Source organism: Stenotrophomonas sp. WED208 (assembly GCF_040984485.1).
GTDB lineage: Bacteria > Pseudomonadota > Gammaproteobacteria > Xanthomonadales > Xanthomonadaceae > Stenotrophomonas > Stenotrophomonas riyadhensis.
Map to the genome: position 1 here is coordinate 369,520 of NZ_JAZARB010000001.1, position 14,530 is coordinate 384,049.

9 protein-coding genes are annotated in these 14,530 nt (G+C 67.3%); 1 reads left to right on the top strand and 8 read right to left on the bottom strand.

From position 1 onward, the window contains the following. The first annotated feature begins 118 nt into the window (after window positions 1-118). Window positions 119-1,006: a regulatory signaling modulator protein AmpE gene (ampE, locus tag VPH47_RS01620; RefSeq protein WP_110713961.1), complete on the top strand. Its 888-nt coding sequence runs from the start codon at window positions 119-121 to the stop codon at window positions 1,004-1,006. Window positions 1,007-1,583: 577 nt separating this feature from the next. On the opposite strand, the gene VPH47_RS01625 is transcribed toward ampE, so the two are convergent. The 8 genes from VPH47_RS01625 to VPH47_RS01660 form a co-directional block, all read right to left on the bottom strand. Next, window positions 1,584-2,009, bottom strand: coding sequence for a DUF2752 domain-containing protein (locus VPH47_RS01625; protein WP_368849975.1), 426 nt, complete (start codon window positions 2,007-2,009; stop codon window positions 1,584-1,586). A gap of 44 nt (window positions 2,010-2,053) precedes the next feature. Continuing rightward, on the bottom strand, window positions 2,054-2,332 hold the full coding sequence (locus VPH47_RS01630; RefSeq protein WP_110713960.1) for a CD225/dispanin family protein: 279 nt from the start codon (window positions 2,330-2,332) through the stop codon (window positions 2,054-2,056). Window positions 2,333-2,366: 34 nt separating this feature from the next. Beyond that, complete coding sequence (locus VPH47_RS01635) at window positions 2,367-2,654, bottom strand: CD225/dispanin family protein (RefSeq protein ID WP_110713959.1); 288 nt, start codon at window positions 2,652-2,654, stop codon at window positions 2,367-2,369. Between the two features lie 182 nt (window positions 2,655-2,836). Next, window positions 2,837-4,726 (bottom strand): MFS transporter, encoded by a 1,890-nt coding sequence (locus VPH47_RS01640; protein ID WP_368849976.1) that lies wholly within the window; start codon window positions 4,724-4,726, stop codon window positions 2,837-2,839. A gap of 97 nt (window positions 4,727-4,823) precedes the next feature. After that, window positions 4,824-5,618 carry an SDR family NAD(P)-dependent oxidoreductase gene (locus VPH47_RS01645; protein WP_368849977.1) on the bottom strand — a complete coding sequence of 265 codons (795 nt, stop codon included), beginning with the start codon at window positions 5,616-5,618 and terminating at the stop codon, window positions 4,824-4,826. Window positions 5,619-5,759: 141 nt separating this feature from the next. After that, window positions 5,760-7,937, bottom strand: a complete 2,178-nt coding sequence (yccS, locus tag VPH47_RS01650) for a YccS family putative transporter (protein ID WP_368849978.1) — start codon at window positions 7,935-7,937, stop codon at window positions 5,760-5,762. A gap of 139 nt (window positions 7,938-8,076) precedes the next feature. Beyond that, window positions 8,077-11,199, bottom strand: coding sequence for an efflux RND transporter permease subunit (locus VPH47_RS01655; protein WP_368849979.1), 3,123 nt, complete (start codon window positions 11,197-11,199; stop codon window positions 8,077-8,079). Window positions 11,200-11,230: 31 nt separating this feature from the next. Continuing rightward, window positions 11,231-14,464, bottom strand: coding sequence for an efflux RND transporter permease subunit (locus VPH47_RS01660; protein WP_197610980.1), 3,234 nt, complete (start codon window positions 14,462-14,464; stop codon window positions 11,231-11,233). Window positions 14,465-14,530 lie beyond the last annotated feature (66 nt).

Here is a 14,530-nt window from a genome sequence, read left to right on the forward strand (position 1 = left end):
CGCCTGTATTGCCGCCACCTGAACACGGCCCGGGTTACAGTGCGGGTCACCGCTGAGGGCGTCGCTGCGACAGGTAAGGTAGCGACGCCGAGCGTTCTGTTTCGTAGGGAGACCTGCCATGTTCACCACTCTGGCCGCCGTGCTGGTGGCACTGGCCCTGGGCCATGTTGCCCCGGCCGCTGCCGCGGCGCTGCGCCGTTTCGACGGCTTCCGGCGCTGGCTGGGCTGGTTGGACGCGCGCGGTGGCAAGGCCTGGCAAGGGCCGGCAGGCGTGGCGCTGGCGCTGCTGCCGCCGCTGCTGCTGATGGCGCTGCTGGCGTGGCTGCTGCGTGGGGTGCTGTTCGGCTTGCCGTCGCTGCTGCTGGGCGTGGCGGTGCTGGCGTGGTGCTGGGGCCCGCGCGATCTGGACCGCGATATCGAGGCCATCATCGATGCCGATGACGCGGCGACGCGCCAGGCCGCGGTACGCAACCTGCAGGCGGCCGGTGGCAGCCTGCGCGAGGATGTGCCGTCACTGGTCGAGGCAACCGTGCTCAACGCGCTGCGGCGCTGGTTCGCGGTGTTGTTCTGGTTCCTGCTGCTGGGCCCGGCCGGTGCGCTGGGTTACCGGCTGCTGGCGCTGATGGCGGAAAGCCCGATGCGCGCCCGCGTGCCGGTGGAGCCGCTGGCACTGGCACAGCGCCTGCTGGGCTGGGTCGAGTGGCCGGTGGCGCAGCTGATGGCATTCTCGATGGCGCTGGTGGGCAACTTCGATACGGCGTGGAAGGCCTGGCGGCAGGCCCATGGCGAGCGCCTGACGGGGGACATCGGTTTCCTCGGCGCAGTGGCGCGGGCCAGCGTCAACGCCGAGCTGCGCGAGGATGCGCACGATTACACCGAGGCCGGGTTGCTGCCGGTATGGCAGCGGCTGCCGGACCTGCGTGATGCGATGAGCCTGGTGTGGCGGATGCTGCTGCTGTGGCTGGCGATCCTCGCCCTGCTGGTGATTGCAGGCTGGGTGACGTAGGTGTTCTGGCAGGGCTTGCAGCCCTGCACCTGCAGAGGCCAAAGCCAAAGCCAAAGCCAAAGCGGCTCTGGGTTGCTGAGGGTTGGGCGGGGCGGTGTGGGGCTGCAGGACACGCCGTAAACCCGTCCCTGGGGGCTCGATGGCGCCTTGCTCGTGTGCGCTGTCCTGCGCACACGGCAAGACCGGGGTTGGGCCTCCTGCCCAACCCGCCCGAGGCATGCCTCGGGCCCATGGCGCCAACGGTCCTGCAGCCCCACACCGCCCCACCCCCGACAGATTCCGGCGGCTGTTGGTAGGTGTCGACCTTGGTCGACACGGTAGATCCACGCCATGCGTGGATGCGCAGCGAAGCGATCCGCTTCCGCTTTTGATCTTCTCTTTCTTTTCCGTGGTGGACGCACACGGAAACTGTCCGTGGCCGGGTGGGTGGGCTGCGCAGGGGCGTGAGCCGCATGGATGCGGCGACCGAGCTTACATGGACGTACTTGCAGCGACCCCTGCGCAGCCCACCCACCCGGCCAACCCCATGATCGAAAAACCCCGCCCACCACGAGGGGCTGCGCCGTTGGCTGGAAACCTAGACCGGTGCCAGTGCGGTGAACGGTGCCCACGGCAGGTTGCGCAGCAGCGCATACCCGGGCAGCACCCAGAGCCAGAACACGGGATTGGCCAGCACCCGCATCAGCGGGTCGAGCACACGCGGGCGGATGCCGGCGATGTTCAGCAGCATCAGCAGCAGGAACGGCAGGCTGATGACCAGCAGCGGGTTCATCGCCATCGCACCGGGAAGGTCGAAATGGACCAGGGAGTACAGGCAGCGCGTGCTGCCACAGCCCGGGCAGTACAGGCCGGTCAGCGCGTACAGCGGGCAGCTCGGCAGGGGATTGCCGGCGACATACGGATTGACGTTGCGCAGCACCAGCGCGGCACCCACGGCCAGGCCGGCAGAAACCAGCAGCGGCGCCCAGCGGGCGAGTCGGGAGCGAGCGGGAAGCGCGGACATTGCAACAACGGATCCGGCGCTGGCGCCGGATCCGTCCAGGCGTATCAGTAGCTGCCGTTGCTCATCGCGCCCATGCCGCCGAGCACAACGAAGAACAGCACGTACAGCACGACCAGCACGACCCAGGCGATGGCCGACCACATGGCCCACTTCTTGGCCTTGGCGGCGGAGTCCTGGGCGCCGGCGATGTCGCCAGCGGCCAGCTTGCCGTTGACCTGGGCGGCGTAGACGATCGACACGATGCCGGCCGGCAGGCAGCAGAACAGGGTGGTCAGGATCGCCCAGACCAGATTGTTCGGGACCTGCGGAGTAGCAGTATTCATGGGTTCAAGCTCCTTGATGGGTGGTGGTGGTGGATCATTGGTCGGAAAGAGCGCCCAGTACGGCCAAGCCGCCGAACAGCCCGAACCACAACAGCAACAGGACCGGCAGGGCCACGGCCGAAGCCGCCGCCCACCAGCCCGCCTTGCGCGACGCACTGTAGGCCCCCGGAAGATCGCCGGCCGCGCGGCGGCCATCGACCTGGGAGGCATAGACGATCGACACCACGCCCAACGGCAGGCAGCAGAACAGCGTCGTCAGGATCGCCCAGACCAGATGGTTGGGGATGTAGACCGGACGGCTGAGCGGTGGTGGTTGATTCAAAGCGAGACTCCATTCCTTGGTGGCCGGCCATGATGAATCGGCCGGACCTCCCCCCTGTGGGTGCGTAATCTACCGCAACCTGCGTTGCATGTATGCGTTTACAGTCACGGCATGTCGCGTACGCCAGTGAACGGTGACGTATGCGGGGGAGATTGCCGGACCCGCCTGGCGGGCCGATTCCGTCAGGCGTGATCGCCGCGCAGGGCCCGCACCTGGGCCTCCAGTACCGGGGCGCTGGTGCTGTGGCCATCCACGGCCGGTGCCGCTACAACTTCGACGGTGGCACGGAAACGGCGCGGCACACGCATGCGACCCAGGCGGCTGTCGCGCCGGCTCCACATGCTCGACCACATGCCACGCAGGGCCATCGGCACCACCGGTACCGGCCGCCGTTCGAGGATCTTCTCGACGCCGGACTTGAACGGTGCCATCGCGCCATCCTTGGTCAGCGCGCCTTCCGGGAAGATGCAGACCAGCTCGCCTTCGGCCAGCGCGGCGTCGATCTCGTCGAACGCGCGCTGCATCAGTGCCGGGTCTTCACGCGCGCCGGCGATCGGGATCGCCTTGGCGGTGCGGAAGATCCAGCGCATCACCGGGATGTTGAAGATCCGGTAGTACATGACGAAGCGCACCGGGCGCGGAATCGTCGCCGACAGGATCAGTGCGTCCATGTAGCTGACATGGTTGCAGACCAGCAGCGCGGCGCCCTCGTCGGGCACGTTGGCCTCGATGCCGTGCGGGCGCAGCCGGTACAGGGTGCGCACCATCAGCCAGCTGAGGAAGCGCATCAGGAATTCGGGGACGATGGTGAAGATGTAGATCGCCACCAGCGCGTTGGCGATGGCCAGCGCCAGGAACTGCTGCGGGATGCTCCAGTGCAGCAGTTTGTGCGCGGCCAGTGACAACAGGGCTGCGCCGACGATGAAGCCGGAGTTCTGGATGTTCAGCGCCGCGAACACGCGCGACATCTGCGCCTTCGGCGTGCGGCTCTGGATCAGCGCGAACAGTGGCACCACGAAGATGCCGGTGAACAGGCCGATGCCGATCAGGTCGATGACGATGCGGATGCTGCCGGGCTGCTGCAGGAAGGTGCCAATGGTCAGCCCGTGCACCGTCGCCTCGCCGCTGCGGGCGAAGTACAGGTCGAGCAGGAACGCGGTCATGCCGAACGCACCCAGCGGCACCAGGCCGATTTCCACCGTGCGTGCCGACAGTTTTTCGCACAGCAGCGAACCGATGCCGGTGCCGACCGAGAACAGGGCCAGCGCAAAGATGTACAGGGTCGGCTCACCGCCGAGGTTGGTCACCGCATAGGCCGGCAGCTGCGAGGTCAGCACCGTGCCGACGAACCAGAACCAGGACACGCCCAGGATCGAGTTGCGCACGGCCTTCTGCTGGCGTGCCATGCGCAGCACCGCCAGCGATTCGGGCAACGGGTTCCAGTTGATCTTCAGGGTGGGATCGCCGGCATCGACCTTGGGAATCAGGCGGGCGGCGATGTTGCCGCAGATCGCCAGGCCGATGATCGCGCAGGCCGCCACCACCGTACCGTGGCTGCCGGCCACGGTGAACACCAGGCCGCCGACGATCATGCCGGACAGGATCGACATCGAGGTGCCCATTTCAACCAGACCGTTGCCACCGGTCAGCTCTTCGGGTTTGAGCACCGACGGCAGCACCGAGTACTTCACCGGGCCGAACAGGGTCGACTGCATGCCGGTGCAGAACAGGGCGACCAGCAGCACCGGCAGGCTCTGGGTGAGGAAGCCGGTGGCCGCAAGCGACATGATCACGATCTCCATGGTGGTGGTGATCACGATCAGCCGCGATTTTTCCAGTTTGTCGGCGATCTGCCCGGCCAGCGCTGAGAACAGGAAATACGGCAGGATGAAGATGGCCGGCGCCAGCGTGGCATACAGCCCCAGTTCTTCTTCCGGCACGGCCATGAACAGCAACATGCTGATGATCGCCTGCCGGTACACGTTGTCGTTGAACGCACCGAGCGCCTGGACCACGAAGAACGGCAGGAAACGGCGCTGGCGCAGCAGGGCGAACTGGTTGTGACCGGACATGGAGCCTCCTTGACCGGCGCAGCCTAGCATTCCTGCCTATCCGCTGTGGGTGCGGACCTGTGGGTGCGGACCGTCGGTCCGCAAACCTCCGGCGATCTCAGACGATATCGTCGACCACGCCGCCGTCCACGCGCAGGGCGGCACCGGATGTGGCCGAGGCCTGCGGCGAGGCCAGGTACACCACCATGTTGGCCACTTCCTCGACCGTGGCGGTGCGCTGGATCACCGAAGACGGCCGGTGCGCCATCACGAACTCGCGGCCGATCTGCTCCAGTGGCTTGCCGCTGCGCTGTCGTTCATCTTCGAACATTGCCGCGAAGCCGTCGGACAGGGTCGGGCCGGGCAGCACCGCGTTGACGGTGACGCCGCTGCCGGCCACGCGCTTGGCCAGGCCGCGCGACAGCGACAGCTGCGCGGTCTTGCTGACACCGTAGTGGATCATGTCGGCGGGGATGTTGCGCGCCGATTCGGAGGAAATGAACAGCACGCGACCCCAGCCGGCATCGACCATCGCCGGCAGCAGCGCACGCGACAGGCGCACGCCGGACATCACGTTGGTCTGCCAGTAGCGTTCCCAGGTCGCGTCTTCGGTCTCGAAGAAGTCCTCGGGGCCGAAGATGCCGGCGTTGTTGACCAGGATGTCGACCTTGGGCAGGCCGGCCAGCAGCATATCGACACCGGCCGCATCGGACAGATCGGCGGCGACGCCGGCCACGTCGGCACCCGGAACAGCGTCGAGCAGGCGCTGGCGGGCACGCTCGACGCTGTCGGTGCTGCGGCCATTGAGAATGACCCGCGCACCTGCGGTGGCCAGGCCCTGGGCGATCGCCAGGCCAATGCCGGCGGTGGAGGCGGTGACCAGCGCGGTACGACCGGCGAGTTCGATCTTCATGGGGGAATCCGGAGCAGGGGATGACCCAGTATCCGCGCAGGCGCGTGATCGGGCTGCAGCGCCAGACGCAACGCGCTGTTGCACCTGGCGCGGTGGATCCATGCCATGCGTGGCTGGAATGCCTGATTCAGTGGTGAGGGATCAGGTCAGGCTGCGCACTGCCTTATTGGCCGCCGCCCGCACCTTCGGCAGCATCCGCAGTACCAGCGCCATCTGGGTGCGGATCAACTGCAGCTTCGCCGGCATCGCCTCGTCGATCTGCTCCAGTTCGGCCGCCACCGCGCGATCAGCGTCGTTGTCGTCCTCGCTGACCGGCTGCCGTGCGGTCAGGGCCGAGGCCAGCTGCTGCAGTGCCTTGCGCACGCGTTCACCGGCCGCCAATGCCAGCGGGTCGCCAGCATAGCTGTCCACCTGGTCACGATGCGCGCCCAATGCAGACAGATGGCCGAGCAGCGTGTTGGACAGCGCCAGGAAGTGGAAGCCGGCATCCAGATTGCGGCGCACGTGGCCGGGCTCACGCAGCATGTTCGACAGCGCGGTGGACAGCGCGGCGTCGGCGTTGTGCATGTCGCGCCGGGCGATGCGGTAGGCCAGGTCATCACGCATGCCGCTGCGGTACTGGCCCAGCACCGAATCCAGGTAGCGCGCGGCGGTGTCCAGCACGCGCGCCAGCACGAGGTGCAGCTGGCGGCCCTGCCAGTCGGGCAGGATCAGGAACGCGGCGGCGGCGGCGATCGCGCAGCCCAGCAGCGTATCGACCATGCGCGGCACGATCAGCACGAAGCCATCGCCGATCAGGTTGAAGCAGGTCAGGGCCATCACCGTGATCGCCGCCGATGCCACCAGGTAGCGGTCGGTGCGGGTGAAGAAGAACAACAGTGCCGACAGCAGCGCGATCAGCAGCTGCACGTGCAGCTGCGGGAACAGCTGCAGCAGCGCCCAGGTCAGTACCAGGCCGGCCACGGTGCCGACGATGCGTTGTGCAAGGCGCTGGCGGGTCGCGCCGAAGTTGGGGCGGCACACGAACACGATGGTCAGCAGCACCCACGAGCCGTTCTGGGCGTTGAACAGCCGAATCGCCGCGAAGCCGGCGATCAGGGCCAATGCCATGCGCAGGCCGTGGCGGAACAGGACCGAGCCGGGCGTGAGCTGCTGGCGCACGCGCACGCCCATCTCGCGCAGGGTGTGCGGGTTGCTGTCGCGCAGGCGGGTATCGACGTTGTCCAGGCTGGCCTCGGAACGCTCCGCATCCAGCAGGCGGCGCTCGATGCTGCGCAGGTTGTGCACCAGCAGATCCAGCGAGCCCAGCAGGCGCTGCCACTGCGGCCGCTGCTGGTCGCGCAGATAGGCCAGCGCATCGGCCAGGTCGCGCCCGGCCTGCTGGTTGCTTTCGCCATACACGAACGGACGGCGCAGGCGGATCGCCTCACCCAGCCGTGCGCAGGCCTGCCCCTGCAGGTCGAGCAGGCGCTGGCAGCGGTACAGCACATCGCTGTGGAAGAAGGCATCGACCAGCGCGCCGTACGGGTAATGCGAGGAGCTGGCGCGCTCGTGGAAATCCTGTGCCATGTAGTAGAGGCGCAGGTACAGGCCGGAGTTCACGCCGGGCCGTCCGGAACGGCCGAAGCGGGCCAGGATCGCGGTCTTGGCTTCATTCAATGCAGCGACCACGCGCCGGTTCTGTTCGGCCAGGTCGAGCTGGCGACGCTGCAGGTCGGCCTCGCGCACCGGCTCGAACAGTGTTGCCTTCAACTGCAGGTAGCGGCCCAGTTCAACGTACAGTCGCGCCACGCGTTCGCGTACCGGACGGTTGGCGAACAGTGCGGTCCACAGGATCGACAGCAGGCCGTACCAGACCGCACCGGCCAACAGGTGACTGACCGCGTCCAGCGCGCTGTGCAGGTCGCTGGCGCCATGCTGCTCCAGCCCGATCATGGTGTAGATCGCCAGCGTTACCGTGGCCTGGGCGATGGACGCGTAGCGCTCGCCGAGCGCACCCAGCAGGGTCAGGCCGAAGGTGGACAGCGCCAGCGCGCCGATGAAGATCCACGGCCACGGGAACAGCCAGATCACCGAGGCTGCCGCGATGCAGAAACACAGCAGCGACAGCGCCACGGCCTTGGTCCGGCCCCACCAGTTGTCGTCGGTCTCGGCGATGGCGCTGGCGATGATGCCCAGGAACACGCCGGGCAGGGCCGTAAGCGCATCCAGCTGCCAGCACACCGCCAGCGCTGCGGTCAGGGCGATGAACACCCGCAGGCCGTAACTGGCCTTCTCGTGGGCCCACAGGCGGCTGAGACGGGATTGGCGGGCGGACATGCAGGCTCGGCGGAAGGATCTCCCACCATTATTGCGGGGTGCGCGTGAAATATGGAGGGCGGACCACCACGGTAGTGCCGGCCGCTGGCCGGCAGATGCGTTGTACGGAGGAAGCCGGCCAGCGGCCGGCTCTACCGAGTTACGCCCGCTGCGCGCGCTTGAGCAGCTTCGCTTCGCGCTTGCGTGCGCGACGGGCCCGCCAGCGTTCGGCCAGGCACGAGAAGATCACGTACAGCGCCGGCGTGCTGAGCAGGGTCAGGCTCTGCGAGAACAGCAGGCCGCCGATCATCGCGATGCCCAGCGGGCGGCGCAGCTCCGACCCTTCGCCCAGGCCGATCGCCAGCGGTACGGCCGCCAGGATCGCCACCATGGTGGTCATCATGATCGGGCGGAAGCGCACGATGCTGGCCTCGCGTGCGGCGTCGCGCGGTGCCAGCCCATGCTCGCGCTGCGCCACCAGCGCGAAATCGATCATCATGATCGCGTTCTTCTTGACGATGCCGATCAGCAGCACCAGCGCGATCATCGAGATCACCGACAGCTCGGTGTTGGTGCCGAACAACGCCAGCAGCGCACCGACGCCCGCCGCCGGCAGCGTGGACAGGATGGTGACCGGGTGGATCAGGCTCTCGTAGAGCATGCCCAGCACCAGGTACACGGTCAGGATCGCCGCCAGTACCAGGATCAGCATGTCGCTGGGATCGGAATTGAAGCCGAAGCCCGCATCGTCGGCCAGCCGGATGTCGCCGGGCATGCGCATGCCCGCCACCGTTGCGTCGATGATCGCCTTGGCCTCACCCATGCTCACGTTCGGAGCGAGGTTGTAGCTCAAGTCCATCGTCGTGTACTGGTTCTCGTGGGTGATCTGCGACGGTGCCAGCCCCGGGACCTGGGTGGCCACCGCGGTGATCGGCACCATGTCGCCGTTGCGTGCACGCACATACACTTCATCCAGCGCCGCTGGCGTGGCGGTCTGCGAGGGCAGGGCGTTCACCACTACGCTGTACTGGTTGATGTCCGAATAGATGGTGGAGATCTGGCGCTGGCCGAACGCACCGTACAGCGCGCCGTCGATGGCACCCACGGTGATGCCCAGGCGTGCGGCCTTGGCGCGGTCGATCTGGATGTTCTGGCGCAGGCCGGCGTTGTCCACGTCGGTACCGACATCGCGCAGCTTCGGGTTCTTCTTCAGTTCCGCCTGCAGCTTGGGCAGCCATTCCTGCAGTGCGGCCAGGTCGTTGCCCTGCAGGGAAATGCGGTACTGCGCGCCCTGGCTGGAACCGCCGCCATCGTTGCTGGGCAGGTCCTGGATCGCGCGCAGGCGCAGCTGCAGGTCCGGGTAGCGATCGGCCTTGGCACTGAGTCGCGCCAACGCATGCGCGGTGGTTTCGCGACGGCCATCGCTGCGGGACTTCAGCTCGATGTTGAACTGTGCGCTGGAGCCCTGGCGGCCGCTGCCCAGGCGCACGCCGACGGTCTTCACCGCCGGGTCGGCCATCAGCATGTCGGTGATGCGGCGCTGGCGGGCGACCATGTCCTCGAAGGAGACAGTGGCGCTGGAGTTGGCGCGGCCCCAGATCAGGCCGGTGTCCTGCGGCGGGAACGCACCCTTCTTCACTGCTCCGAACAGGAACACGGTGACGCCGATCAGGATCAGCGGGGTCAGCGACATCAGCAGCGCGTGGCGCAGCGAGAAGTCGAGGAACACGGTGTAGATGCGCAGCATGCGCTCATGGCCGGCATCCAGCCAACGGCCGAAGCGCGACGGCGGCGCGCTGTGGTCGTGCGCACTGAGGAAGCGGCTGCACAGCGCCGGGGTCAGCGTCAGCGACACGATCATCGAGACCACGATGGCCGCGACCAGGGTGACGGTGAATTCGCGGAAGAACGCACCCATCATGCCGCTGGCGAACAGAAGAGGGATGAACACCGCCACCAGCGAGGCGGTGATCGAGACGATGGTGAAGCCGATCTCGCGCGCGCCGGTCAGCGCTGCCTGCATCCGCGGCATGCCTTCGTCGAGGTGGCGCATGATGTTTTCGATCACCACGATCGCATCGTCGACCACGAAGCCGATCGCGATCACCAGCGCCAGCAGGCTCAGGTTGTTCAGGGTGAAGCCCATCACGTACATCACCAGCGCGGCACCGGCCAGCGACAGCGGCACGGTCACCGCCGCGATCAGCGTCGGTGCCAGCCGGCGCAGGAACAGCGCCATGGTCAGCACCACCATCGCCAGGCTGATCAGCAGGGTGATCTGCACTTCATGCAGCGACGAGCGGATGGTCGGCGTACGGTCGAAGTACGGCGTCATCGTGGTGCCCGGCTGCAGGTAGTCGCGCAGGGTCGGGATCTGCGCCTTGACCCGGTCCACGGTCTCCACGATGTTGGCGCCGGCACGGGTGAACACGTACATCACCACCGCCGGCTTGTGGTCGAACCACGCGGCCTGGTAGGCATCCTGCTGGCCGTCGTAGACGTTGGCGATATCCTTCAGCCGGATCACCCGGCCATCGCCCTGGGTCTTGACCACCAGGTCGGCGAAGTCGGCGGCGCGTGCCACCGAATCGTTGGCGATGATCGCGGTGGTGGTGTTGCCATCGCTGAGGAAGCCGGTGGGCGAGGTCACGTTGGCCGCGCGCACGGCGTTGCGCAGGTCGTCGGCGGTCAGGCCCAGCGCGTTCATCAGGCGCAGGTTGACGTCCACGCGCACCGCCGGCGTTGAGGCGCCAGCGATGTCGACCGAAGCAACGCCGCTGATCTGGCGGATGCGCTGCGCCAGCAGCGAATCGGCGACGTTGTACAGCTCGTCGGCCGACTGCGTCTGCGAGGTCAGCGCGATGGCGATGACCGGGTCGTCGTTCGGGTTCGCCTTCTGGTACATCGGCGAGCCCATGCCCGAGGGCAGGTCGGCCTGTGCCGAGTTGATCGCGGTCTGCACGTCCAGTGCCGCCGAATCGATGTTGTGGCCGCTCTGGAAGATCATGAACACCAGCGAGCTGCCTTCCGAGCTCGACGAGCGCATGCGGTCGATGCCCGGCAGCTGGCCGAGATGGCGTTCCAGCGGCGCGGTGACCGTGGAGGCCATGGTCGCCGCGTCGGCGCCGGACTGGCTGGCGTGCACGAAGATCACCGGGATCTCGATGTTCGGCAGTGCCGACACGCCCAGGCGCAGGTAGCAGATCAGGCCGACCATGAACAGGCCGATGGCCAGCAGCGCGGTGCCGATCGGGCGGCGGATGAAGGGGCCGGACAGGTTCATCGTGCGGCCCCCCGCAGCAGCGGGGCGTGGATCATGCCTGCGGCTCCTGCAGCGTGCCGTCACGCAGGGCGCGCTGCTCGCGGCGGCGCGCCAGCCACTCGGAGAAGCGCTCCATGTACAGGTAGATCACCGGCGTGGTGTACAGGGTGACCAGCTGCGACAGCAGCAGGCCACCGACGATGGCGATGCCCAGCGGGCGGCGCAGTTCCGAGCCGATGCCGGTGCCCAGCGCCAGCGGCAGTGCACCGAGCATGGCCGCGGCGGTGGTCATCATGATCGGGCGGAAGCGCAGCAGGCAGGCACGACGGATCGCTTCGTGCGCGTTGGCACCAGCGCGGCGCGCCTCGATCGCGAAGTCGACCATCATGATTCCGTTCTTCTTGACGATGCCGATCAGCAGCACGATGCCGACGATGCCGTCCACCGACAGGCTCAGCCCGCACAGCATCAGCGCCAGCAGTGCGCCGACACCGGCCGGCGGCAGCGTGGAGATGATCGTGATCGGGTGGATGTAGCTCTCGTACAGCACGCCCAGCACGATGTAGATCACCACCAGCGACGCCAGCAGCAGCCACACCACGTCGGTCTGGCTGCCGGTGAACTCGGCGGCCTTGCCGATGAACTCGGCATGCAGGTGGGTGGGCATGTCCAGGCTGTCCTTGGTCTCCTGGATCGCACGCACGGCTTCGGACAGCGAATAGCCCGGCGCCACGTTGAACGACACCGTCACTGCTGGCAGCTGCTGCTGGTGGCTGACCAGCAGCGGCGCGCTGCTGACCTTGCCTTCGGCCAGGGCCGACAGCGGGATGATGTTGCCGGCGCCGACGGTGATGCCGGTGTTCTGCGCGCCGATGCCGGTGGCGGTCGACGAGTTCGACGAGGTGACCTGGCCGAAGCTGGTGGCGTTGGTACCGGTCAGTGCACCGGCGCCGTTGGAGGCGACGGCCAGCTGTTCCATCAGCGCGGTGCTGGTGCGGAACTCCGGCGCCACTTCCAGTACCACGCGGTACTGGTTGAGCTCGGTGAAGATGGTCGAGATCTGGCGCTGCCCGAACGCATCGTAGAGCGTGTCATCGATGGTCTGCATCGGCACGCCCAGCACGCTGGCCTTGTCGCGGTCGATGTTCAGCTCAAGCGCACGGCCCTGGTTGGACAGGTTGTTGTCGACGTCCGCCAGTTCTGGGCGCTTGCGCAGCGCTTCGGTCAGGCGCGTGGCCTGGGTCGCCACCGTCGCCGAATCCACGTCCGACAGCGAGTACTGGTACTCGGTGGCGGCCACGCGGGTATCCAGGGTCACGTCCTGCACCGGCTTCAGGTACAGGGCCACGCCCGGAATACCGGCCACCGCCTTCTGCAGGCGCGGCAGGATCTCGTCCAGGCCATCGCGTTGGCTGCGCTCCTTCAGCACGATCGACAGCTGGCCCTGGTTGAGCGTGGGGTTCATGCTGCCGGCACCGATGAAGGCCGACACGCCGGTCACGTCCGGATCATGGCGCAGTGCCTCGGCCACCTGCTTGGTGCGCTGCTCCATCTGCGGGAAGGCGATGTTCTGGTCGGCCTGCACCACGCCGGTGATCAGGCCGGTGTCCTGTTCGGGCAGCAGGCCCTTGGGAATCAGCACGTACAACAGGACGGTCAGCACCAGCGCGCCGCCGGCCACGGCCAGGGTCAGGCGCTGGTGGCCCAGCACCCAGTCCAGGCTGTGCTCGTACAGGCCGACGGTGCGCGTCCACAGATTCTGCTTGCCGGCCGCTGCCGCGCGCTCATGCGCATCCTCGCCCTCGGGCAGGGCGTCGGGCTTGAGCAGGTAGGCGCACATCATCGGGGTGAGCGTCAGCGAGATCAGCATCGACAGCACCACGGCGATGCTCAGCACCCACGCGAACTCGTGGAACAGGCGGCCGGTGACACCGGGCATCAGCAGCAGCGGCAGGAACACCGCCACCAGCGAGACGGTCAGCGACAGCACGGTGAAGCCGATCTGGCGCGCGCCGATCTCGGCCGCTTCCTTGCCACTCTTGCCCTGCTCGATGTAACGCACGATGTTCTCGATCATCACGATCGCATCGTCGACCACGAAGCCGGTGGCCACCACCAGGGCCATCAGCGAGAGGTTGTCCAGCGACATGCCGGCGAAGGCCATCACCGCGAAGGTGCCGGCCAGCGACAACGGCACTGCGACCGACGGGATGATCGTGGCCCACAACCGGCGCAGGAACACGAAGATCACCGCCACCACCAGGCCGATGGTCAGGATCAGGGTGAACTGCACTTCATGTACCGAGGCGCGGATGGTCTCGGTGCGGTCGTTGAAGATCTCCAGGTGCACGTCGGCCGGCAGCACGCCCTGCAGCTGCGGCAGGAGCGCGCGGATGCGCTCGACGGTCTGCACGATGTTGGCACCGGGCTGTCGGCGCACTTCCAGCAGCACCGCCGGTTTGCCATCGGCCCAGGCGGCCAGCTGGTCGTTCTCCACGCCATCGATCACCTCGGCCACGTCGGACAACCGCACCGGACGGCCGTTCTTGTAGCTGATGATGGTGTCGCGGTACTCGGCGGCGCTGGCCAGCTGATCGTTGGTACCGATGCTGTAGGACTGCGTCTTGCCGTTCAACGAACCCTTCGGCGCATTGACGTTGGCCTGGGTCAGCGCGCTGCGCAGCTGTTCCAGGGTCAGGCCCATGTTCGACAGCTGCGCCGGATTGACCTGGATGCGCACGGCCGGGCGCACGTTGCCGGCGATCGAGACCAGGCCCACGCCCTGCACCTGCGACAGGCGCTGGGCCAGGATCGAGTCGGCGTAGTTGTTGACGTCGCGCAGCGGACGCGTATCAGACGTCAGCTTCAGGGTGACGATGGCCGCGTCGGCTGGATTCACCCGGTTGTAGACCGGCTGGTAAGGCAGTGACGAGGGCAGGGTGGCCTGGCGGATCGCCGCCTGCACGTCCTGCGCGGCGATGTCGATGTCGCGGTCCATCGAGAATTGCAGGATGATCGTCGACAGGCCCGCCGACGAGTCGGAGGTCATCAGTTCCAGCCCGGAGATCTGCCCGAACTGGCGCTCCAGCGGCGTGGTGACCAGCGAGGCCATGGTGGTGGCGTTGGCACCCGGATACTGGGTGGTGACCACCAGGCTGGGGGCATCGATTTCCGGCAGCGCCGAGACCGGCAGCTTGCGGTAACCGAGGATGCCGAGCAGCAACAGGCCCGCCATCAGCAGCGAGGTGGCGATCGGGCGGCGGATGAAGATCGTCGAAAAGCCCACGGACTGATCCTTGCTGGCACTTCAATGTCGGCGCCGGCAGGTGTGCCGGCGCGAGGGAGAACTGTG

Excerpts from the sequence above, each read along its gene's own strand:
- VPH47_RS01645 (WP_368849977.1), bottom strand. The coding sequence starts at position 5,618 with ATGAAGATCGAACTCGCCGGTCGTACCGCGCTGGTCACCGCCTCCACC.
- yccS (WP_368849978.1), bottom strand. The coding sequence starts at position 7,937 with ATGTCCGCCCGCCAATCCCGTCTCAGCCGCCTGTGGGCCCACGAGAAG.
- ampE (WP_110713961.1), top strand. The coding sequence starts at position 119 with ATGTTCACCACTCTGGCCGCCGTGCTGGTGGCACTGGCCCTGGGCCAT.
- VPH47_RS01630 (WP_110713960.1), bottom strand. The coding sequence starts at position 2,332 with ATGAATACTGCTACTCCGCAGGTCCCGAACAATCTGGTCTGGGCGATC.
- VPH47_RS01640 (WP_368849976.1), bottom strand. The coding sequence starts at position 4,726 with ATGTCCGGTCACAACCAGTTCGCCCTGCTGCGCCAGCGCCGTTTCCTG.
- VPH47_RS01625 (WP_368849975.1), bottom strand. The coding sequence starts at position 2,009 with ATGTCCGCGCTTCCCGCTCGCTCCCGACTCGCCCGCTGGGCGCCGCTG.
- VPH47_RS01655 (WP_368849979.1), bottom strand. The coding sequence starts at position 11,199 with ATGAACCTGTCCGGCCCCTTCATCCGCCGCCCGATCGGCACCGCGCTG.